Origin of the sequence: Burkholderia sp. ABCPW 11 (genome assembly GCF_001523445.1) — a bacterium.
Taxonomy (GTDB): Bacteria; Pseudomonadota; Gammaproteobacteria; order Burkholderiales; family Burkholderiaceae; genus Burkholderia.
In genome coordinates, this window is sequence record NZ_LOVM01000098.1 from 67,624 (window position 1) to 90,271 (window position 22,648).

Consider the following 22,648-nt stretch of genomic DNA (forward strand, 5'->3'; position numbering starts at 1 on the left):
TAATTATCGCACTTCGCTTTCGCGCACGTGCCGGGCGGGCCGCACGATGAAGATTCGCTGGCTGCCTGCGCTGCTGATCCTCGTCGTCGTCGCCGTCACGATCCGTCTCGGTTTCTGGCAACGCGACCGTGCGCACCAGAAGGAGGCGCTGCAGGCGAGCATCGCGCGCTACGAGCAGGCGGCACCGGTCGACCTCGGCGCGCAGCCGGTTCCGCTCGAGTCGATTGAGTTTCACCGCGTGCGGGCGAAAGGCCGTTTCATGCCCGAGCAAGCGGTGTTCCTCGACAATCGGCCGTATAACGACCAGCCGGGTTTTTACGTCGTGATGCCGTTTAAACTCACGGGCGGCGGCGTCGTGCTGGTGAATCGCGGCTGGTTGCCGCGCAACATCGCCGATCGCACGGCGATCGAGCCGTTCGCGACGCCGGCGGGCGAGGTCGAGATCGTCGGCATCGCGCGCGCCGATGCGTCGCGCGCGTTCGAGCTCGGCGAAGGCGGGTCGGCCGCGCACCAGAAGATCCGCCAGAACCTCGACGTCGCCGCGTATGCGAAGGAAACCGGGCTGCCGCTGCAGCCGTTCGTGATCCAGCAGACGAGCGACGACGGCGACAAGCTCGTGCGCGACTGGCCGGCGGCGACGACCGGCGTCGAGCGCAATTACGGTTATATGTTTCAGTGGTGGGCGATGGCGGCGGCCGCGCTCGGCTTCGGCCTGTACGCCGCGCGGCGTGCGGCGAAGAAGTCGACCGGCGCGTGAGCGTCATGCCAGGACGCGGCGTCGGCGCCGCGGGTTCGTTTCGAGAGGTCTGATTTGTCCATGCAATCTTCCCGTCAAGGTCCGGCCGCAGCGCCGATGTCGCCCGCGGCCCGCAAGCGCGGCCGCTGGATGCTCGTGCTGCTGGGTCTCGTGTGCGCCGCACCGATGATCGCGTCGTACTTCACCTATTACGTGATCAAGCCGAAGGGTGGATCGACGAATTACGGCACGCTGATCGAGCCGCAGCGCCCGATCCCGGCGGATCTGCAGGTCACCGACGAAACCGGCAAGACGGTGCCGCTGTCGTCGCTGCGCGGTGTCTGGCTGTTCGTGATGACCGACCGCAGCGCGTGCGACGACGCCTGCGCGCGCAAGCTCTATTTCATGCGCCAGATTCGCGTCACGCAGGCGGGCGAACGGCACCGGATCACGATGGTATGGCTGCGCAGCGATGCGGGCGCGACGCCGCAAAAGGTGCTGGACGCGTATCCGGACACGCGCCGGCTCGTCGCGGATCCGGCCGCGGTGGCCGCGTGGCTGCCGGCCGATGCCGGCACGAAGGACAGCGACCACATCTACATGGTCGACCCGAACGGCAACCTGATGATGCGTTTCCCGAAAGACCCGAATCCCAGCAAGATCAAGTCGGACGTGACGAAGCTGCTGAAGTGGTCGAGTATCGGTTGAGGCAAGAGGACGAGGCACCATTCCGATGTCGTATCTACTGCAACTCGGCCTGATCGGCCTGTGCATCGCACTGCTGCCGCTGTCGTACGTGTGGGTGAAGGCCGACGACGACAAGTTCCGCAAGCTCGTGTGGATCACCACGTTCTTGACCCTCGACCTCGTGATGTTCGGCGGCTTCACGCGGCTGACCGATTCGGGGCTCGGCTGCCCCGACTGGCCCGGCTGCTACGGCACGTCGTCGCCGTTCATCGCGCATGCGGCGATCACGGCCGCGCACCAGGCGATGCCGACCGGGCCGGTCAGCATGACGAAGGCGTGGATCGAGATGATCCACCGCTATTTCGCGATGGCGATCGGCGTGCTGATCATCGCGCAGGTGGCGATCGCGTGGGCCGCGCGGCTGCGCCGCCGCCCGCTGCACGTGTCGCCGTGGTGGCCGACGAGCCTGCTGCTGCTGATCCTCGTGCAGGGCGCGTTCGGCGCATGGACGGTCACGATGAAGCTGCAGCCGGTGATCGTCACGATCCACCTGCTGCTCGGCCTCACGCTGCTCGGCACGCTGGGCTGGCTCGCGGCGCGGCAGACGCCGCTGCCGTCGCATGACCCGGAGGCCGGGCGTTACCGGGCGGCCGCGCTCGCGGCGCTCGTGCTGCTGGTCGTGCAGATCGCGCTCGGCGGCTGGGTGAGCACCAACTACGCGGTGCTCGCGTGCACCGACTTCCCGACCTGCAACGGCCAGTGGATTCCGCCGATGGATTTCCAGCACGGTTTTCACCTGTGGCGCGCGCTCGGGATGACGAAGGACGGCGACGCGATCACGCAGGACGCGCTGGTCGCGATCCACTGGACGCACCGCACGTTCGCGTTCGTCGTGGTCGCTTATCTGGTCGCGTTCGCGCTGAAGATGCGCCGCTTCGAATCGCTGCGGCGGCCCGCGAACGGCGTGCTGCTGGTCGTCCTGCTGCAGTTCGTGACGGGCCTGACCAACATCGTGCTGCAGTGGCCGCTGCCGGTCGCGGTCGCGCACAACGGCGGGGCCGCGATCCTGTTGCTGCTCGTCGTCATGTTAAACTTTCGCATCCTTTCAAGCCGCCCCGGCCGTGTCGCGCAGCCCGCGCGCGACGCCGCCCCGGCGTGACCGCCCCCATGCAAAGCACCCTCTCCCAATCGCCCGGTAGCCGCTTTTCCCAGTACATGGCGCTGACGAAGCCGCGTGTCACGCAGCTCGCGGTGTTCTGCGCGGTGATCGGCATGTTCCTCGCGACACCGGGCATGGTGCCGTGGCATGTGCTGATCGGCGGCACCGTCGGCATCTGGCTGCTGGCCGGCGCCGCGTTCGCGATCAACTGCCTCGTCGAGCAGAAGATCGACGCGATGATGCGCCGCACCGCGTGGCGCCCGTCCGCGCGCGGCGAGATCACGACGCCGCAGATCCTGCTGTTCTCGGCCGTGCTCGGCAGCGTCGGCGCATGGACGCTCTATACGTTCACGAATCCGCTGACGATGTGGCTGACGATCGCGACGTTCGTCGGCTACGCGGTGATCTACACGCTGCTGCTCAAGCCGATGACGCCGCAGAACATCGTGATCGGCGGCGCGTCGGGCGCGATGCCGCCGGCGCTCGGCTGGGCGGCGGTCACCGGCGCGGTGCCGGGCGACGCGTGGATCCTCGTGCTGATCATCTTCGTCTGGACGCCGCCGCATTTCTGGGTGCTCGCGCTCTATCGCCGCAAGGATTACGAGAACGCCGGGCTGCCGATGCTGCCCGTCACGCACGGCGAGAAGTTCACGCGCCTGCACATCCTGCTGTATACGGTGATCCTGTTCGCGGTCGCGCTGATGCCGTTCATTTCCGGGATGAGCGGGGCCGTCTACCTGACGAGCGCGGTGCTGCTCGGCGCGGTGTTTCTCGCGTATGCGTGGAAGATCCATCGCGACTATTCGGACGAGCTCGCCCGCAAGGCCTTCCGCTACTCGATCGTCTATCTGTCGCTGCTGTTCGCGGCGCTGCTCGTCGATCACTATGCACGCCCGCTGCTCGGCGTGTAACCGCACGGTTTGAACGCAATGCTCCAATCACGGTTCGGGCGCCGCGCGCGCCAAGGCTGGATGCTCGCGTGCGCATTCACGGCAGCGCTGCTGCTCGCCGGATGCGACAACGCGCCGAAATTCCAGAATCTCGACATCACCGGCAACACGCAGTTCGGCAGCGACTTCTCGCTGCCCGATACGACCGGCAAGATCCGCACGCTCGCCGACTTCAAGGGCCGTGCGGTCGTGATGTTCTTCGGCTATACGCATTGCCCGGACGTGTGCCCGACCACGATGGCCGAATTGTCCGAAGCGCTGAAGCAGCTCGGGCCGGATGCCGCGAAACGCGTGCAGGTGCTGTTCGTCACCGTCGATCCGGAGCGCGACACGCCGGCGCTGCTCGGTCAGTACGTGCCCGCGTTCGATCCGTCGTTCATCGGCCTGCGGCCTGCCGACGAAGCGCAGCTCAAGAAGGTCACGAAGGATTTCCGCGTGTACTACGCGAAGGTGCCCGGCAAGACGCCCGGCAGCTACACGATGGATCACACGGCCGCGAGCTACGTGTTCGACCGCGACGGCAAGCTGCGCCTGTTCGTGCGCGACGGCCAGGGCCCGGCTCCGTGGGTCCACGACCTGAAGCTGCTGGTCGACTGACCGGCGGCCGCCGGGCGCCGGGCCCGGCGTTTCGCGTGACGGCCGTCCTGCGCCGTCGCGCTTTCCCTTTCTCATCGTGGTGCGCATGCGCTGTCCGCCGGGCGGCGCGTCGGCATGCACGCGTTGCGCGGAAGTCGCGTTACGGCAGCGCCGGCACGTTGAAGCCGGAGGCGGCGCGCGTGACCCGGAATTCCGTCACGCGATACGTGGCGAGCCCCTCGGTGACGAACGGGTCGGTCTCGAGGATCGCGTCGAGCGCGTCGCGATCGATGCGGGCCGCGAGGATCATGCCGCCTTCGCGCGGCACCTTCGGCCCCGCCGCGATGAAGATGCCCTTGTCGAACTGCGGCTGCAGGTACGCGCGGTGGCGTTCGAGCGCGTCGTCGATGCGCTCGAGCGACGCGGTGTAGTGGATGTCGATGACGTACATGGATGGCCCTGGAATGATGCCGGCGCTTCGCGCGCCGGCCGGCCGATCTTTTTAGCACAGCGGACGCGGTCTGTCGCGCCGGCGCGGCCTCGCGACGGGCGCCGTGCCTGTCGATCGCCGGTTCGCTGCGGCCGCGCGTATTCAAGATGCAAGCCTCGTTGCCGTAAATGAAAGGGCAACCGTTTGCGCGCGGCAGGCCGTTCGCGCGCCGGATGCATCGACATCGACAGAGGCACGCAGATGAGCAGAATGAGTTTGAATCGCAAGCTGTGGCTCGCGCTTGCGCTGGTATGGATCGGTCTCCTGGGCGTCGGCGCATGGAGCGCCTACGAGACCCGCGCGACGATGCTCGCCGAACGCAAGGCCGGCATCGCGAATCTCGTCGACTCGGCGGCGGGCATCGTGAAGGCCTATTACACGCTCGCGCAGAACGGCACGCTGCCCGAGGCCGACGCGAAGCGCGACGCGCTCGCGCGCCTCGCCGCGATGCGCTACGGCGATTCGGGCTACGTGTTCGTGATGGATTCGAAGCCGGTCGTGCTGATGCATCCGACGCTGCCGAAGCTCGTCGACACGCAGGTCGGCGACTATCTCGATCCGGACGGCAAGCCGCTGTTCGTGACGATCCTGAACGCGGCGAAGGCGACCGGCAGCGGTTTCGCCGAATATCGCGGGCGGCTGCCGCACAGCGAGACGGCCGTACCGAAGATCAGCTATGTCACGCGGTTCGCGCCGTGGGACTGGAACATCTCGAGCGGCGTGTTCCTGAAGGACATCGACACCGTCTACTACCGGACGCTGCTTGGCCATCTGGCCGTGGTGTTCGTGATCGGCCTCGTGATCAGCGCGGCGATGCTGGTGATCATCCGCAACGTGCGCGGCAGCCTCGGCGGCGAGCCTGACGAAGCGGCCGCGCTCGCGACGCGCATCGCGCAGGGCGACCTGACGCAGCCGGTGCCGGTGCGCGCGGGCGACCGCACGAGCATGATGGCCGCGATGCACGACATGCAGGCGCGGCTGCAGGCGACGATTGGCGGGATTCGCCAGTCGGCCGAAGCGATCGCGTCGGCGAGCCGCCAGATCTCGGCCGGCAACGACGACCTGTCGCAGCGCACCGAGGAGCAGGCCGCGTCGCTCGAGGAAACGGCCGCGAGCATGGAGCAACTGACCGCGACGGTGAAGCAGAACGCCGACAACGCGCGGCAGGCGAGCGGGCTCGCGAACAATGCGTCGGACATCGCGCGCACGGGCAGCGACGTCGTGAACCGCGTGATCGGCACGATGGGCGAGATCGACGACAGCTCGCGCAAGATCGCCGACATCATCGGCGTGATCGAGGGCATCGCATTCCAGACCAACATCCTCGCGCTGAACGCGGCGGTCGAGGCTGCGCGCGCGGGCGAGCAGGGCCGCGGCTTCGCGGTGGTCGCAGGCGAGGTGCGCTCGCTCGCGCAGCGCAGCGCGACGGCCGCGAAGGAGATCCGCGCGCTGATCGTCGATTCGGTCGAGCGCGTGCGCAACGGCTCGACGCTGGTCGGCCAGGCCGGTACGACGATGGGCGAGATCCTGCAGGCGGTCGCGCGCGTGACCGACATCATGGGCGAGATCGCGGCGGCATCCGAGGAGCAGGCGAGCGGCATCACGCAGGTCGGGCGCGCGGTCACGCAGATGGACCAGGTGACCCAGCAGAACGCGGCGCTGGTCGAGGAAGCCGCCGCGGCGGCCGCGTCGCTGCAGGAACAGGCCGCGCGGCTGCGCGATGCGGTCGGCGCGTTCCGGGTCGGCGATGCCGGCGGCCCGTCGCCGCGCGGGGCCGGTGCGCGGGCGGCCGAACCGGCCTTCGGCGCGAAGGTTGCCGACGAGACGGTGGCGGCGTGATGCGTGTCGGCCGATGGGCCGATGCGGCGATGGACCGATGCGTCGAGAAAAACTGCAACTAACGGCCGAGTCGTGCGTCGGCCGCCGGCACGGCGCCGGTGCATACCCATATGAGCGGGATGTATTTCACTTCCCGCCGATCCTGTGACACCATTTGGCCCTTCCTGCGAGTCGGGGCATACCCGTATCGCGCCCCATTTCAAGTAAGCAAGAAAGCGAGAAACAGATGAAGCGTCGCAGTCTCCTGAAGGTATTTTCCGTGCTGGCCACCGGTGCCGCGCTGACGCTGTCGGTAGGCGCGCACGCCGAAGACAAGGTGATCAAGGTCGGCACGGTCGCCGGCCCGGATTCGGAAGTGTGGCAAGTCGTGCAGAAGGTCGCGAAAGAGAAGGAAGGCCTGAACGTGAAGGTCGTCGAGTTCAACGACTACGTGCAGCCGAACGCGGCGCTCGATTCGGGCGACCTCGATGCGAACAGCTTCCAGCACCAGCCCTACCTCGACAGCCAGGTGAAGCAGCGCGGCTACAAGATCGTCAGCGCGGGCCTGACCTACATCTCGCCGATCGGGGTGTACTCGAAGAAGTTCAAGTCGCTTAAGGACCTGCCGCAGGGCGCGAAGCTCGCGGTGCCGAACGATCCGTCGAACGAAAACCGCGCGCTGCTGCTGCTGCAGACGCAAGGCGTGATCAAGCTGAAATCGGGCGCCGGCACGGGCGGCAACAACGCGACGGTGCTCGACATCGCCGAGAACCCGAAGAAGCTGAAGATCTCCGAACTCGACGCCGCGCAACTGCCGCGTGTGCTGTCGGACGTCGACGCGGCCGTGATCAACACGAACTACGCGCTGGCCGCGAACCTGCAGCCGACCAAGGACGCGATCGCGCTCGAATCGCTGACGAGCCCGTACGCGAACCTGATCGCCGTGCGCGCGAAGGACAAGGATCAGCCGTGGGTGAAGAAGCTGGTCAAGGCGTACCAGTCGCCGGAAGTGAAGGAATTCATCAAGAAGCAGTTCAAGGGCTCGATGGTCGCGTCGTTCTGAACGCCGCTCACCGGTCGGACCGCTGAACGAACAGGGCCTGCTCGCGCAGGCCCTTTGTTCATTGGTGCGGCAGGCGCGCGCCGACCCTACATCTCGCCGCGCCGCGAGCAGATCGCCATGATCTGCTGGATCGCGTAGTTGTCGCGCACGCCGGGCAGCGACTGCACGATGCACTCGTGAACGCGCCGCTCGCGCGGCAGCAGCATCGCGTTGTTGCGGTACAGCGCGTCGCACGAGCGCTGGATCAACTGCGCGGCGGCGCCGTTGCGGCTTTCGCGCAGCGCATTGAGCATGCAGTCGTCATATTGCGCGCTGCCGTCGGTCAGCGCGAATGCCGCGCCCGGCAGCGCCTGCGCGACGGCCGCGAAGGCGATCGCACGAATCGTTCGTTTCATGTCCCCTCCGATGGTGTGGATCGGGTCGGCGGACAGCATAACGTAAAGCCGCGAGCGCGGCTGGCGCGTTGCGCCGGGACCGGCGCGGAGCGCCGCCAGCCGGGCTTTCCAGGCATTTCATGGCAGCGCGGCGGCGCCGCGTATCGGCCGCTCGCGCGAAAGCGCGGAGTCAGGCGGTGGTCTGCGGAAATGGTATCCTCGTGCGTTCGCCGCCGCACGCTTTCCCGGAGCGTGCGCGGGCCGATCGCCCGCGTCTCGCACGTGCGGCGGGCGCCCGCCCGACGGCGGCGGGAATCCATCATCCAGAACCGACACAATACGGGGGAGACTCACCCATGAATCGTTTCAAGACTTTCGCGATCCGTTCGATCACGGCCGGCGTCGCCGCCCTCGCGCTGGCCGGCGCCGCGCACGCACAGACGGTCAAGGTGCTGTCGATCGTCGACCATCCGGCGCTCGATGCGATCCGCGACGGCGTGCGCGCCGAACTGAAGGCGCAAGGTTACGGCGACGACAAGCTCAAGTGGGAATACCAGAGCGCGCAGGGCAACACGGGCACGGCCGCGCAGATCGCACGCAAGTTCGTCGGCGACAAGCCCGACGTGATCGTCGCGATCGCGACACCGGCCGCGCAGTCGGTCGTCGCGGCGACGAAGAGCGTGCCGGTTGTCTACTCGGGCGTGACCGATCCGGTCGCCGCGCAGCTCGTGAAGGGCTGGGGGCCGTCGGGCACCAACGTGACGGGCGTATCCGACAAGCTGCCGCTCGACCGCCAGGTCGCGCTGATCAAGCGCGTCGTGCCGAATGCGAAGACGGTCGGCATGGTCTACAACCCGGGCGAGGCGAATTCGGTCGTCGTCGTGAAGGAGCTCAAGGAGCTCCTCGCGAAGCAGGGAATGGCGCTGAAGGAAGCGGCCGCACCGCGCACCGTCGACATCGGCCCGGCCGCGAAGAGCCTGATCGGCAAGGTCGACGTGATCTACACGAACACCGACAACAACGTCGTGTCCGCGTACGAAGCGCTGGTGAAGGTCGCGAACGAAGCGAAGATTCCGCTCGTCGCGGGCGACACCGACAGCGTGAAGCGCGGCGGCATCGCGGCGCTCGGCATCAATTACGGCGATCTGGGCCGGCAGACCGGCAAGGTCGTCGCGCGCATCCTGAAGGGCGAGAAGCCGGGCGCGATCGCGTCGGAGACGAGCAGCAACCTCGAACTGTTCGTCAATACGGGCGCGGCCGCGAAGCAGGGCGTCACGCTGGCGCCGGATCTCGTGAAGGAAGCGAAGACGGTCATCAAGTAAGCCCGCGGCCCGACCGCCGCGCTTGCAGGCCCGATCCGGGCCTCGACGACATCGCCGGACGGGCGGCTCCCACCCGGGCCGCCCGTTCGCTTCGCCCGGCCGTACACGTCCGACCGGGAAGCAACAGGATTTTCCCATCATGTCTCTGTTCTCGTTTCTGGGCGCACTGGAGATCGGCCTGATCTTCAGCCTCGTCGCCCTCGGGGTGCTGATCTCGTTTCGCATCCTCAACTTCCCCGACCTCACCGTCGACGGCAGCTTTCCGCTCGGCGGCGCCGTCGCCGCGACGCTGATCTCGGCCGGCTACGACCCGTTTTCCGCGACCGCGCTTGCGATCGTCGCGGGCGCGCTGGCCGGCTTCGTCACCGGCTGGCTGAACGTGCGCCTGAAGATCATGGATCTGCTCGCCAGCATCCTGATGATGATCGCGCTCTACTCGGTGAACCTGCGGATCATGGGCCGGCCGAACGTGCCGCTGATCACCGAGCCGACGCTGTTCACCGTGCTGCAGCCCGACTGGATGCCCGATTACGTGCTGCGCCCGGCGCTGCTCGCGATCGTCGTCGTGGTCGCGAAGCTCGGCCTCGACTGGTTCTTCTCGTCGCAGCTCGGCCTCGCGATGCGCGCGACCGGCGCGAATCCGCGAATGGCGCGTGCGCAAGGCATCGCGACCGGTCGCGCGACACTCGCCGGGATGGCGCTGTCGAATGCGCTCGTCGCGCTCGCGGGCGCCCTGTTCGCGCAGACGCAGGGCGGCTCGGACATCTCGATGGGGATCGGCACGATCGTGATCGGGCTGGCCGCGGTGATCATCGGCGAGACGCTGCTGCCCGCACGCCGGCTGGTGCTGACGACGCTCGCCGTCGTGCTCGGCGCGATCGTCTACCGCTTCTTCATCGCGCTCGCGCTGAACAGCGAATTCATCGGTCTGAAGGCGCAGGACCTGAACCTCGTGACGGCCGCACTCGTCACGATCGCGCTGGTGCTGCCGGCGACGCGCAAGAAGCTGTTCGCGCGCAAGAACGGAGGGGCATGACATGCTGTCCGCACAAGACCTGAAACTCACGTTCAATCCCGGCACGCCGATCGAGACGCGCGCGCTGCGCGGGCTGTCGCTCGAGATTCCCGACGGCCAGTTCGTCGCGGTGATCGGCTCGAACGGCGCCGGCAAGTCGACCTTCCTCAATGCGGTCAGCGGCGATCAGCGCGTCGATGCGGGGCGCATCGTGATCGACGGCGCGGATGTGACGCGCAAGGCCGCGTGGGACCGCGCGCACCTCGTCGCGCGCGTGTTCCAGGATCCGATGGCCGGCACCTGCGAGGCGCTGACGATCGAGGAGAACATGGCGCTCGCGATGGCGCGCGGCGTGCGGCGCGGTTTCCGGGCCGCGCTCGATCGCCCGTCGCGCGAGCTGTTCCGCGACAAGCTGCGGCTCCTGAACCTCGGGCTGGAAAACCGGCTGACCGACCGGATCGGGCTGCTGTCGGGCGGGCAGCGGCAGGCCGTGAGCCTGCTGATGGCGTCGCTGCGGCCGTCGCGCATCCTGCTGCTCGACGAGCACACGGCCGCGCTCGACCCGAAGACGGCCGCGTTCGTGCTGGAGCTGACCGCGCGCATCGTCGCCGAGAGCAAGCTGACGACGATGATGGTCACGCACAGCATGCGTCAGGCGCTCGACTACGGCGATCGCACGGTGATGCTGCACCAGGGGCAGGTCGTGCTCGACGTGTCGGGCGACCAGCGCAAGGGACTCGACGTGCCGGACCTGCTGCAGATGTTCGAGAAGGTGCGGCACGAGCAGCTCGACGACGACGCGTTGTTGCTGGGGTGATTTGGGCTGCTTTCGGCTGTTTTGGCTGGTCTCTCGGGTGTTCCCGGCTGCTTTCGCCGGATCCCGGCTGATTCAGGCTGATCCGGGCTGATCGACCGGACGGCTGCTCGGGCCGCCCGGCCGGCGCGCAGGTTTGGCGTCGGTCGAGCGGTCCGTTTTCGTATGCGGAATACGGCCGTTCCGTCGCGTCGGCGCGACCTTCGATTTCGCAGCGGCGGACGCGTGCGTTCCGGCCCTCCCGGGCCTTCCGACGATCTGCATGTCCCTTTTTGTTGAGACCTGACAGCGCCCGGCACGATCCTCTATACTGTATATCCATACAGCATCGAGCCGCATGATGTCCGCGTCATCCCTGTCCCCCGAAACCCTTCATCCGTCGCTGTGGCGCGGCTCGCAGCTTGCGCGCGGCGGTCTGCGCACGATCGATACGGGCTTCGCGGCGCTGTCCGCCGAGCTGCCGGGCGGCGGTTGGCCGGTCGGCGGCCTCGTCGAACTGCTGGCCGCGCAGCCGGGTTGCGGCGAGATGCGGTTGCTCGCGCCCGCGCTTGCCCGCAGCGTCAGCACCCGGCGGCCGCTCGCGCTCGTCGCGCCGCCGCAGTCGCCGCATGCCACCGCGCTCGCCAGTCTCGGCGTGCCGGCCGACACGCTGCTGTGGCTGCGCGCCGGCAGTCGCACCGATGCGCTGTGGGCCGCCGAGCAGGCGCTCAAGACCGGCTGTTGCGGCGCACTGCTGCTCTGGCAGGACGCGCGGGCCGATGCGCTGCGGCGCCTGCATCTCGCGGCCGCGCGCACGGGCGACACGCTGTTCGTGATGCTGCGCCCGATGTCGGCCGCGCGGCAACCGTCGCCGGCCGTGCTGCGCGTCGCGCTGTATCCGGTGCCGGGCGGCGTGTCGCTCGACATCGTCAAGCGTCGCGGGCCTGCGCGTAGCGAGCCGCTCGTGCTCGATTTGCCGTCGCCCATCGTGGAGAGCCGCTATGCGCGTCTTGCTCGGCATCCATCTGCCGCGCCTGCCGCTCGACGTGTGCGTCCCGCCGCCGTCTGACGCAGCCGCCGGCCAGGCCGGCAGTGCGGTGCTCGAGCAGGGTGTCGTGCTGATTGCCGATGCGGCCGCGCGCCGGCAGGGCGTGCGTGCGGGCATGAAGCGCGGCGGCGTGCTCACGCTTGCGCCCGACACGCAGCTCGTCGAACGCGATCCCGCCCGCGAAGCCGATGCGCTGCGCGCGGTCGCGCTCGCGTTGCTGCGCTTTTCGCCGTGCGTTGCGTTCGACGACGAAGCCACGCTGATCGTCGACGTCGGTCCGAGCCTGCGCCTGTTCGGCGGCTTGCCGTCGCTGTGCCGCCAGGTGCGCGCGACGCTCGCGGCGCTCGGCTATGCGGCGCGCCTGTCCGCCGCGCCGACCGGGCGCGGCGCGTGGCTGCTCGCACGCACGTCGGCGCGAGCACGCATCCGGCGCCGCGTCGCGCGCCAGGCCTCGCTCGTCCGCACGCTCGACCGGCTGCCCTGTGTGCTGCTGCCCGATGCGCGTCCGTATGCGGGCTGGTTCGACGGCCTCGGCTGCCGCACGCTCGCCGATCTGCGCCGCCTGCCGCGCGCGGGGCTGCAGCGGCGCTGCGGTCCCGCGCTGCTGGCCGCGCTCGATCGTGCGTACGGCGAAGCGGTCGAGCCGCTCGCGTGGATGGCGGTGCCGCCCGTGTTCGACGTGCGGCTCGAATTGCCGGAGCGCGTCGAATACGCGGAAGCCGTGCTGTTCGCCGCGCGGCGGCTCGTCGTGCAGCTGTGCGGCTGGCTGGCCGCGCGGCAGCTGTCGTTGGCCGCGATGACGTTCGAGCTCGAGCACGAGCGCGGCCGTCAGACCGTGCCGCCGACGCCGCTCGAGCTCGCGTTTGCCGCACCCGTGCGCGACGACGCGCATTTCATGCGGCTGCTCGGCGAGCGGCTCGCACGTGTCGAGTTGCCGGCCGCGGTGATCGCGGTGCGCCTGAAGGCCACGCGCGTCGAATCGGTCGCGCCGCCGGCCGACGATCTCTTTCCCGAGCCGGGCGGGACGCGGGAAACCCGCGAGCGGTTGTTCGAACTGCTGGTCGCCCGGCTCGGCGCGGAGAACGTATTGCGCGCGGCGCCCGTCGCCGATTACCGGCCCGAGGTGGCGAACCGCTGGCTGCCGCTCGATGCGCAGGCGGGCAAGCCGGCCGGCGGGCCGCCGGCCGTGCCGCTGCGTCCCGCGTGGCTGCTCGCCGAACCGCTGCCGTTGCTGATGCGCGGCGAGCGGCCGGTATTTCATACACCGCTGCGGATGATGTCGTCGCCGGAGCGGATCGAGGCCGGGTGGTTCGACGGTCAGCTCGCTGCACGCGATTACCACGTCGCGCAGGACGAAGCCGGTGCGTGCTATTGGGTGTTCAGGGAGCGAGCGGGAAGCGAGTCCGAACCGCACTGGTTCCTGCACGGCCTGTTCGGGTGAACGAAGATGGTTGCGGATTTCAGCGGGCTGCCCGATTACGCGGAATTGTTCTGCCGCTCGAACTTTTCGTTCCTGCATGGCGCGTCGCATGCGGAAGAACTGGTCGAGCGCGCGGTGGAGCTCGGCTATCGCGGGATCGCGATCACCGACGAATGCTCGCTCGCGGGTGCGCCGCGCATGCATGTCGCGGCGAAGGCGGCCGGGCTGCCGCTGATCGTCGGTTCGTACTTCGAGGTGACACCGGATGACGTCGCGCCCGGCCACGATCCGGGCCCTGGTTCGTTCGGGCTCGTGCTGCTCGCGCAGAACCGCGAGGGGTACGGCGACCTGTCCGAGCTGATTTCGTGGCGGCGGATGGCGGCGCCGAAGGGGACGTACACGCTGACGCCGCGCATGCTGTCGGCGCCGCCGGCAGCGTTCGCACACTTGCGCGGCATGCCCGATTGCTTCGCGATTCTCGTGCCGGCGTATCCCGTTCGCGCGAATGTGCTCGATGCGCAGGTCGCGTGGTTCCGCGCGACGTTCGGTGAGCGGGCGCGGCTCGGGCTCGTGCAATTGCAGCGCGCGCTGGATGGTGTGCAGCGCGACGAGATTCGCGAGGCCGGCGAGCGACGCGGCGTGCGCGTCGTCGCGCTGGGCGACGTGACGATGCACCGGCGCTCGTGCAAGCCGCTGCAGGACGTGATGACGGCGATCCGCGTCGGGATGCCGGTGTCGGAATGCGGCCATGCGCTCGCACCGAACGCGGAACAGCATCTGCGTTCGCGCGGGCGGATCGCGAAGCTGTTTTCGTCGGCGGAGATCGCGGAGACGTGTGCGATGCTCGATGCATGCAATTTCGAACTCGCCGATCTGAAGTATGAATATCCACTCGAACTCGTGCCGCGCGGTCACACACCGACCAGTTACCTGAAGCAGGAGACGTGGGCAGGTGTCGCTCGACGCTATTGGAATGGTGTGCCGGCGAAAGTGGCGAAGCAGATTCGATATGAGCTTGCCCTGATCGCAAAGCTGGAGTACGAACCGTTCTTCCTGACCGTCTACGACATCGTCAAATACGCGCGCAGCCAGAACATCTTGTGCCAAGGGCGCGGGTCGGCCGCGAACTCGGTGGTCTGTTATTGCCTCGGCATCACCGAAGTCAATCCGGATCAAAGCACGATGCTGTTCGAGCGCTTCATCAGCGTGGAGCGCGGCGAGCCGCCGGATATCGACGTCGACTTCGAGCATCAGCGTCGGGAAGAAGTGATTCAGCACATCTACCAGAAATACGGACACGACCGCGCGGCGCTCGCGGCCGCCGTTTCGACGTATCGTCCGCGCGGCGTGCTGCGCGAAACCGGCAAGGCGCTCGGCGTCGATCCGATGCTGGTCGACCGTGTCGCGAAGGGGCATCGCTGGTTCGACGGCAGCCGCGATCTGCTGCAGCAATTCGCGTCGGTCGGGCTCGATCCGGCGACGCCGATCATTCGCGCATGGGCCGAACTGGCGGGGCGCCTGCTCAACTTTCCGCGTCATCTGTCGCAGCACTCGGGCGGCTTCGTGATCAGCCGCGGCAAGCTCACGCGGCTCGTGCCGGTCGAGAACGCGGCGATGGACGGGCGGCGCGTGATCCAGTGGGACAAGGACGATCTCGAAGCACTCGGGCTGATGAAGGTCGACGTGCTCGCGCTCGGCATGCTGTCGGCGTTGCATCGCGCGTTCGACCTGCGCACCGCGTGGCGCGGCCCGGCGAAGGACGGCAAGCCGTTCACGCTGAAGCACATTCCGCAGGACGACGAAGCGACCTACGACATGATCTGCCGCGCCGATACGGTCGGCGTGTTCCAGATCGAATCGCGCGCGCAGATGTCGATGCTGCCGCGGCTGCGGCCGCGCGACTATTACGATCTGGTGATCGAGGTTTCGATCGTGCGCCCCGGGCCGATCCAGGGCGGCGCCGTGCATCCGTATCTGAAGCGGCGCAGGATCAAGGCGGGGGAGGAGAAAGGGAAGATCACCTATCCGAGCGACGCGCTGAAGGAAGTGCTCGAACGCACGCTCGGCATCCCGATCTTTCAGGAACAGGTGATGCAGATCGCGATCGTCGCGGCCGGCTTTACACCCGGCGAAGCCGACAAGCTGCGTCGTGCGATGGCCGCGTGGAAGCGCCGGGGCGATCTTGGCCCTTACCACGACAAGATCGTCGACGGCATGCTGGCCCGCGGCTACACGCGCGAATTCGCCGAACAGATCTTCGAGCAGATCAAGGGCTTCGGCGAATACGGGTTCCCCGAAAGCCACGCCGCGAGCTTCGCGAAACTCGCGTACGCGAGCAGTTGGCTCAAATGCCACGAACCGGCGATCTTCCTCGCCGCGCTGCTGAACAGCCAGCCGATGGGTTTCTATCCGCCGTCGCAACTCGTGCAGGACGCAAAGCGCCACGGCGTGCAGGTCCTGCCGATCGACGTGACGCAAAGCGGTTGGGAGGCATCGCTCGAAGCGCTGCCCGGCCAGCCGCCGCCACACGGCCAGCCGGCCGTGCGGCTTGGCCTGTCGCTCGTGAGCGGCTTCGGCGAAGCCGCCGCGCGCCGCATCGAAGCCGCGCGCGTAGTGGGCCCGTTCATGAGCGTCGACGAACTCGCCCGCCGCGCGCAGCTCGAACGGCGCGACCTCGAAGCGCTCGCCGCCGCGAACGCGCTCGCGACGCTCGCCGGCCATCGCCGCGATGCGCTATGGCAAGCGGTCGCCGCGGCGCCGGAGCGCGACCTGCTCGCCGCCGCGCCGATCGACGAACCGGACAAGCCCGCGCTCGGCGCGCCGTCCGAAGCTGACGAGATCCTCGCCGATTACGACACCACCGGCCTCACGCTGAACCGCCACCCCGTCGCGTTGCTGCGGCCGGCGCTGCGCGCGCGGCGGCTGTCGTCCGCGGCCGAACTGCGCGATCGCCCCGACGGCCGGCTTGCCCGCGCGTGCGGGCTCGTGACCGCGCGGCAGATGCCGGGCACCGCGAAAGGCGTGATGTTCATGACGCTCGAAGACGAAACGGGCTGCGTGAACGTGATCGTCCGGCCCGAACTGCTCGCGCGGCAGCGTCGCGAAACACTCGATTCACGGCTGCTTGCGGCGTCCGGCGTGTGGCAGGTCGTGAGCGACGTGCGGCACCTCGTCGCGCAGCATTTCGAGGATCTGACGCCGCTGCTCGGCGGCCTGCGCACGTCGAGCCGCGAATTCCACTGACATTCCGCCGCCGTCCACGGCCCCCGAACGACTCCCCTGACGCGAACCGCCGGCCCGGCGGCACATCGCCACGCGATGCATACCAGTTGGCTCAATTGGTTCTATTCCGGTCTCATATCCACTCCCGAAACACGCCTGAATCCCACCCGGTAACTGTCCCCTTGCATACCACCCCGGGTAAATCCCTATCCTGCGCCGCGTTGTAAACAAAGGCTTTTCCGGCGCTAAAACGCTTGCCGTGCAAGGCTTTCGGCGATTTTCGCGGTGCTAATACCAGTTCGTTGACTGGTATTATGGTGGTTATATAATGCGTTCACTTTCGACGGTCCGAGATCGTCGTCCGACACGCGGAGGCACATGGAAACCGGCTGGTCCGAACTGGCGCCCGATCCCCTCGACGATACGCCGCTCTATCTGCAGCTCGCCCGCAAGCTGGCGAGCGCGATCCACGCCGGCGCATGGCGGGCCGGCGAGGCGCTGCCGTCGGAGCGGCTGCTGTCGGTGTCGGTCGGCGTGTCGCGGATCACCGCGCGTCGGGCGCTCGCGCTGCTGGTCGAGCAGGGACTGATCAAGCGGGCGCGCGGCGCGGGCAGCTTCATCACGCCGCGTGTCGCCGATCCGCTGTCGCATCTCGTCGGCTTCACCGCGAAGATGCGGCAGCGCGGCTTCGTGCCCGATTCGGTGTGGCTGTCGCGCACGCTGCGCGCCGCGAGCCGCGACGAGACCACGCATCTCGGCCTCGCGCCCGGCGCGACGGTGGCGCGGCTCGAACGGCTGCGCCGCGCGGACGGCATCGTGATGGCCGTCGAGCATTCGACGCTGCCCGCCGCGGTGGTGCCCGATCCGCAGGCGCTCGGCGCGTCGCTGTACGAATATCTCGACGCGCGCGGTATGGCCGTCGTGCGCGCGCTGCAGCACTTTCGCGCGGCGAACGCGACGCACGCGATCGCGAAATGGATGGCGGTGAAGCCGGGCTCGGCCCTGCTGGTGATCACGCGGATCGGCTACGGCGCCGACCAGCGCGCGATCGAAATGAGCGAAACGTATTGCCGCGACGACTACTACGACTTCGTCGCCGAACTGAAACGCTGACGCGGGAGACTGCCGGCGCACCACGCGCGATGGAACGCAATCGCGCGCGATGAATCGCAACGAATTGGCAAATCACGACGCGGATGCCCGCGTCACCGGATCATCAAGAGAACGTCATGCTGACTGGCAACATCCTCACCCCCGACGGCTGGATTCACGGTTCGCTCGATAGCGAGAACGGTCGCATCACCACGCTCGACGGCGTGCCCGTCGATCCCGCGCAGAACGACGCACCGTACATCCTGCCTGGCTTCATCGACCTGCACGTGCACGGCGGCGGCGGCGCCGACGTGATGGAAGGCGGCGACGCGATCGAAACGATCGTCCGCACGCACGCGCAATTCGGCACGACGAGCCTGCTCGCGACGACGATGACCGCGCCGCGCGACGAGCTGATGGAGGTCGTCGCGAACCTCGGCGCCGTCGCGCGCACCCGCACGCCGGGCGGCGCGCGCGTGCTCGGCGTGCATCTCGAAGGGCCGTACATCAACCCCGGCAAGCTCGGCGCGCAGCCCGACGCGGCCGTGTCGGCCGCGCTCGACGAGGTGCTGAAGTACCTGTCGATCGCGCCGATCCGCGTCGTCACGCTCGCACCGGAAATCGCGGGCCACATCGAGATCATCGGCGAGATGGCCGCGCGCGGCGTGCGCGTGCAGCTCGGCCACTCGCTCGCGACCTACGACGACGCGGTCGCCGCGCTCAAGCACGGCGCATGCGGCTTCACGCATCTGTTCAACGCGATGTCGCCGCTGCATCACCGCAACCCGGGCCTCGTCGGCGCGGCGCTCGCGCACGCCGAATACGCGGAAATCATTCCCGACCTGCTGCACGTCCATCCGGGTGCGATTCGCGCGGCGCTGCGCGCGATCCCGCGCCTGTACGTCGTGACCGACAGCACATCCGCCACCGGCATGCCCGACGGCGAATACCGGCTCGGCAGCCAGCACGTGACGAAGTGCCTCGGCGGCGTGCGGCTCGCCGACGGCACGCTCGCCGGCAGCACGCTGACGATGGACCAGGCGCTGCGCAACCTCGTGTCGCTCGGCCTGCCGATCGCCGACGTGTCGAACCGGATGTCGCGCTACGCGGCCGATTACCTCGGCGTCGCCGATCGAGGCCGCCTCGAGCGCGGCGCATGGGCCGACCTCGCGGTGTTCGATCGCGACCTGAACCTCACCGCGACCTACGTCGAAGGAGAATCGATTGTCGAATATGCTTAAGGAAGCGCGCGAGTCCGCCCAGGTCGTCGCCGCGCAGATCGCCGACACCGCGCGCGTCGAAGCGCTCGCCGGCCAGTTGCTCGATCACCCGCCGGCCGTCGCCTTGACGGTCGCGCGCGGCAGCTCGGATCACGCCGCCAGCTATTTCGCGAGCCTGACGATGAGCCGCCTCGGCGTGCCGGTCGCGTCGCTGCCGATGTCGGTCGCGACGCTGCAGCAGGCGCCGCTGAAGGTGCAGGACCAGCTCGCGATCGCCTTTTCCCAGTCGGGCAAGAGCCCCGACCTCGTCAATACGATGGCCGCGCTGCGCGAAGCCGGCGCACGCACCGTCGCCGCCGTGAACGTGCTGCCGTCGCCGCTCGCCGACGCGTGCGAGCACCAGTTGCCGCTGCTTGCCGGCCCCGAGCTGTCGGTCGCCGCGACCAAGAGCTATATCGCGATGCTGTCGCTGTCCGCGCAGATCGTCGCGTACTGGCAGCGCGACGCTGCGCTGATGACCGCGCTGCGCGGCCTGCCCGACGTGCTCGCACAGGCCGGCCGGCTCGACTGGTCGCAGGCCGTCGGGGCGCTCGCGGGCGTCGAGCGGATGATCGTCATCGGCCGCGGCCTGGGCCTCGCGATCGCGCAGGAAGCCGCGCTGAAGCTGAAGGAAACGTCCGGCATCCAGGCCGAGGCGTTCTCGAGCGCCGAAGTCCGTCACGGCCCGATGGAGCTGATCGACCGCGACTATCCGCTGCTCGTGTTCGCGCCGCCCGGGCCCGAGCAGGCCGGCCTGCTGCAGCTTGCCGCGGACATGCGCGCACGCGGCGCCGCCGTGCTGCTCGCGGCGCCCGCCGGCACGCCCGGCGTATCGGGCACCGTGCTGCCGCTCGCGCAGTCCGCCCATTCGGCGCTCGACCCGATCGCCGCCATTCTTTCGTTCTACGTGATGGCGGCGGATCTCGCCGTCGCGCGCGGCCGCAATCCCGACACGCCGCGCCACCTGAACAAAGTGACAGAAACGCACTGATAGCCGAGAAAGCCGATGAGACGCGCCGAGGAATCCCAGTTGAAGAGCCCCACCCACGATCAGATCGTTCTGCTCAGCCCGTTGACGGGGCCGATCGTCGCATTGGCCGACGTGCCCGATCCGGTGTTCTCCGGCGGGATGTTCGGCGACGGCATCGGCGTCGACCCGCTCGCGGGCCGGCTCGTCGCGCCGTGCGCGGGCGTCGTGTCGCATTTGGCGCGCACCGGCCACGCGGTGACGATCACGACGCCGCAAGGCGCGGAAGTGCTGCTGCACATCGGCATCGACACCGTCGAGCTGAACGGGCAGGGCTTCATCGCGCATGTCGAAGCCGGCGCGCGCGTCGAAGCGGGTGCGCTGTTGATCGAGTTCGACCAGGACGCGGTGGCGCGCCACGCGCATTCGCTCGTGTCGGTGATCGCGATCGCGAATTCCGACGCGTTCGAGGTCGTCGATCGCGCGAGCGGTTTCGCGACCGCCGGCGAGACGCCGTTGCTCGCGCTGCGCGGCAAGGGCGACGCCGCCGCGCAGGCGGCGCAGGCTGGTGCTGCCGCGCACAACGAAGTGCGCCGCGAGATCGTGCTCGCGCAGCCGGGCGGCCTGCATGCGCGGCCGGCCGCACGGGCGCGTGAAGCCGTGCGCGGGTTCGACGCGACCGTCGATGTGCTGTTCGACGGCCGCAAGGCGTCGATCGCGAGCGTCGTCGGCCTGCTCGGCCTCGGCGCCGGCGAAGGCGCGACGGTCGAACTGGTCGGCCGCGGCGCGCACGCACAACAGGCCGTCGATGCGGTCGAGCACGAGCTGCTGCGCGAAGCGCACGGCGAAGTGGAGGAACAGCCGGCGCGGCTGAAATCGCCCGCGCCGCAGACGGTCGCCCGCCACAGCGGCGCACCGCGCGATGGCGCGCCCATCGATCCGAACACGCTCGCCGGCGTATGCGCGTCGCCCGGCATCGCGGTCGGCACGCTGGTGCGTCTCGACGATGCGGACATCGTGCCGCCCGAACAGGCGACCGGCACGCCAGCCGCGGAAAGCCGCCGGCTCGATCAGGCCCTGAAGGCGGTCGACGCCGAACTCGGCGAAACGGTGCGCAACGCATCGGCGCGCGGCGCGGTCGGCGAAGCGGGCATCTTCGCGGTGCATCGCGTGCTGCTCGAGGACCCGACGCTGCTCGACGCGGCGCGCGACCTGATCAGTCTCGGCAAGGGCGCGGGCTTCGCATGGCGCGCGACGATCCGCACGCAGATCGACACGCTGTCGAAGCTCGGCGACGCGCTGCTCGCCGAACGCGCGGCCGACCTGCGCGACATCGAGAAACGCGTGCTGCGCGCGCTCGGCCACACGAACGGCGCCGCGCGTGCGCTGCCCGACGAGGCCGTGCTCGCGGCCGACGAGTTCACGCCCTCCGACCTGTCGTCGCTTGATCGCGAGCGCGTGACCGCGCTCGTGATGGCGCGCGGCGGCGCGACGTCGCACGCGGCGATCATCGCGCGGCAGCTCGGCATCCCGGCGCTGGTGGCGGTCGGCGACGCGCTGTACGCGATTCCGGACGGCACGCAGGTCGTCGTCGATGCGAGCGCGGGCCGGCTCGAACACGCGCCGACCGCGCTCGACGTCGAGCGCGCGCGGCACGAGCGCCAGCGCCTGGACGGCGTGCGCGAGGCGAACCGGCAACAGGCCGGCGAGGTGGCCGCGACGGTCGACGGCCGCGCGATCGAAGTCGCCGCGAACATCGCGACGCTCGACGACGCGAACACCGCGGTCGACAACGGCGCGGACGCGGTCGGCCTGCTGCGCACCGAGCTGATGTTCATCCATCGCCAGGCCGCGCCGACGGCGGTCGAACACCGGCAGAGCTACCAGTCGATCGTCGACGCGCTGCAGGGCCGCACGGCGATCATCCGCACGCTCGACGTCGGCGCGGACAAGGAAGTCGACTACCTGACGCTGCCGCCCGAACCGAACCCGGCGCTCGGCCTGCGCGGCATCCGTCTCGCGCAGGTGCGCCCCGATCTGCTCGACGATCAATTGCAGGGCCTGCTCGCGGTGAAGCCGTTCGGCGCGGTGCGCATCCTGCTGCCGATGGTGACCGACGCGGGCGAACTCGTGCGGTTGAGAAAGCGCATCGACGAATTCGCGCGCGCGCAGGGCCGTACCGAGCCGATCGAGGTCGGCGTGATGATCGAGGTGCCGTCGGCCGCGCTGCTGGCCGACCAGCTCGCGCAGCACGCGGATTTCCTGTCGATCGGCACCAACGACCTGACCCAGTACACGCTCGCGATGGACCGCTGCCAGGCCGACCTGGCCGCGCAGTCCGACGGCCTGCATCCGGCCGTGCTGCGCCTGATCGACATCGCGGTGCGCGGCGCGGCAAAGCACGGCAAGTGGGTCGGCGTGTGCGGTGCGCTCGGCGGCGATCCGCTCGCGGTGCCGGTCCTGGTGGGCCTCGGCGTGACCGAACTGTCGGTCGACCCGGTGTCGGTGCCGGGCATCAAGGCGCGTGTGCGCCGTCTCGATTACCAGTTGTGCCGTCAGCGCGCGCAGGATCTGCTCGCGCTCGATTCGGCACAGGCGGTAAGGGCAGCAAGCCGCGAGGTCTGGCCGCTCGACTGACGTCGACGGGGGGCGCGCGA

19 protein-coding genes are annotated in these 22,648 nt (G+C 68.9%); 17 read left to right on the forward strand and 2 right to left on the reverse strand.

The features are described from left to right. Positions 1–46: 46 nt before the first annotated feature. The 5 genes from WS61_RS31830 to WS61_RS31850 are packed head-to-tail and all read left to right on the forward strand — an operon-like array spanning position 47 to position 4,129. On the forward strand, positions 47–757 hold the full coding sequence (locus tag WS61_RS31830; RefSeq protein ID WP_059506580.1) for an SURF1 family protein: 711 nt from the start codon (positions 47–49) through the stop codon (positions 755–757). Between the two features lie 60 nt (positions 758–817). Further along, positions 818–1,444, forward strand: a complete 627-nt coding sequence (locus WS61_RS31835) for a hypothetical protein (RefSeq protein ID WP_059506582.1) — start codon at positions 818–820, stop codon at positions 1,442–1,444. Between the two features lie 25 nt (positions 1,445–1,469). Continuing rightward, the gene (locus tag WS61_RS31840) at positions 1,470–2,582 is read left to right on the forward strand and encodes a heme A synthase (protein ID WP_059506584.1); all 1,113 of its coding nucleotides are present in this window, start codon (positions 1,470–1,472) and stop codon (positions 2,580–2,582) included. Between the two features lie 8 nt (positions 2,583–2,590). Then, positions 2,591–3,493, forward strand: a complete 903-nt coding sequence (gene cyoE, locus WS61_RS31845; RefSeq protein WP_059506586.1) for a heme o synthase — start codon at positions 2,591–2,593, stop codon at positions 3,491–3,493. Positions 3,494–3,511: 18 nt separating this feature from the next. Continuing rightward, positions 3,512–4,129 (forward strand): SCO family protein, encoded by a 618-nt coding sequence (locus WS61_RS31850; protein WP_059506588.1) that lies wholly within the window; start codon positions 3,512–3,514, stop codon positions 4,127–4,129. A 139-nt stretch (positions 4,130–4,268) separates the two neighbouring features. Here the strand turns inward: WS61_RS31850 and WS61_RS31855 are convergent, their stop codons facing one another. Beyond that, positions 4,269–4,559 (reverse strand): YciI family protein, encoded by a 291-nt coding sequence (locus WS61_RS31855; protein WP_059506591.1) that lies wholly within the window; start codon positions 4,557–4,559, stop codon positions 4,269–4,271. A gap of 240 nt (positions 4,560–4,799) precedes the next feature. On the opposite strand from WS61_RS31855, the gene WS61_RS31860 reads away from it, so the two are divergent. Beyond that, the gene (locus tag WS61_RS31860; RefSeq protein ID WP_059506593.1) at positions 4,800–6,437 is read left to right on the forward strand and encodes a methyl-accepting chemotaxis protein; all 1,638 of its coding nucleotides are present in this window, start codon (positions 4,800–4,802) and stop codon (positions 6,435–6,437) included. Positions 6,438–6,663: 226 nt separating this feature from the next. Then, positions 6,664–7,479, forward strand: coding sequence for a MetQ/NlpA family ABC transporter substrate-binding protein (locus WS61_RS31865; protein WP_059506595.1), 816 nt, complete (start codon positions 6,664–6,666; stop codon positions 7,477–7,479). Positions 7,480–7,565: 86 nt separating this feature from the next. On the opposite strand, the gene WS61_RS31870 is transcribed toward WS61_RS31865, so the two are convergent. Beyond that, positions 7,566–7,874, reverse strand: coding sequence for a VF_A0006 family four-cysteine protein (locus WS61_RS31870; protein ID WP_059506597.1), 309 nt, complete (start codon positions 7,872–7,874; stop codon positions 7,566–7,568). 335 nt (positions 7,875–8,209) lie between these two features. Here WS61_RS31870 and WS61_RS31875 point away from each other — a divergent pair, with 335 nt between their 5' ends. The 10 genes from WS61_RS31875 to ptsP all read left to right on the forward strand — a co-directional run bounded on the left by WS61_RS31875 (position 8,210) and on the right by ptsP (position 22,628). Then, positions 8,210–9,175: an ABC transporter substrate-binding protein gene (locus WS61_RS31875; RefSeq protein ID WP_059506599.1), complete on the forward strand. Its 966-nt coding sequence runs from the start codon at positions 8,210–8,212 to the stop codon at positions 9,173–9,175. A 139-nt stretch (positions 9,176–9,314) separates the two neighbouring features. After that, positions 9,315–10,211, forward strand: coding sequence for an ABC transporter permease (locus WS61_RS31880; protein WP_059506601.1), 897 nt, complete (start codon positions 9,315–9,317; stop codon positions 10,209–10,211). A gap of 1 nt (position 10,212) precedes the next feature. Beyond that, a complete protein-coding gene (locus tag WS61_RS31885) occupies positions 10,213–11,007 on the forward strand; it encodes an ABC transporter ATP-binding protein (protein ID WP_059506603.1) in 795 nt (264 codons plus the stop codon). Positions 11,008–11,344: 337 nt separating this feature from the next. Next, positions 11,345–12,052, forward strand: a complete 708-nt coding sequence (imuA, locus tag WS61_RS31890) for a translesion DNA synthesis-associated protein ImuA (protein WP_059506698.1) — start codon at positions 11,345–11,347, stop codon at positions 12,050–12,052. Further along, positions 11,985–13,472: a DNA polymerase Y family protein gene (locus WS61_RS31895; protein ID WP_059506605.1), complete on the forward strand. Its 1,488-nt coding sequence runs from the start codon at positions 11,985–11,987 to the stop codon at positions 13,470–13,472. The genes imuA and WS61_RS31895 overlap by 68 nt, the downstream gene beginning before the upstream one ends. Before the next feature lie 6 nt (positions 13,473–13,478). After that, entirely contained in the window at positions 13,479–16,694 is a 3,216-nt protein-coding gene (locus tag WS61_RS31900; protein ID WP_059506607.1) for an error-prone DNA polymerase, read from the forward strand. Between the two features lie 357 nt (positions 16,695–17,051). Further along, positions 17,052–17,786, forward strand: a complete 735-nt coding sequence (locus tag WS61_RS31905; protein WP_059506609.1) for a GntR family transcriptional regulator — start codon at positions 17,052–17,054, stop codon at positions 17,784–17,786. A gap of 116 nt (positions 17,787–17,902) precedes the next feature. Further along, positions 17,903–19,006: an N-acetylglucosamine-6-phosphate deacetylase gene (nagA, locus tag WS61_RS31910; protein WP_059506700.1), complete on the forward strand. Its 1,104-nt coding sequence runs from the start codon at positions 17,903–17,905 to the stop codon at positions 19,004–19,006. Further along, a complete protein-coding gene (locus WS61_RS31915; RefSeq protein ID WP_059506611.1) occupies positions 18,999–20,015 on the forward strand; it encodes an SIS domain-containing protein in 1,017 nt (338 codons plus the stop codon). The genes nagA and WS61_RS31915 overlap by 8 nt, the downstream gene beginning before the upstream one ends. Positions 20,016–20,030: 15 nt before the next feature. Further along, positions 20,031–22,628, forward strand: coding sequence for a phosphoenolpyruvate--protein phosphotransferase (ptsP, locus tag WS61_RS31920; protein ID WP_059506613.1), 2,598 nt, complete (start codon positions 20,031–20,033; stop codon positions 22,626–22,628). The last annotated feature ends 20 nt before the right edge of the window (positions 22,629–22,648 follow it).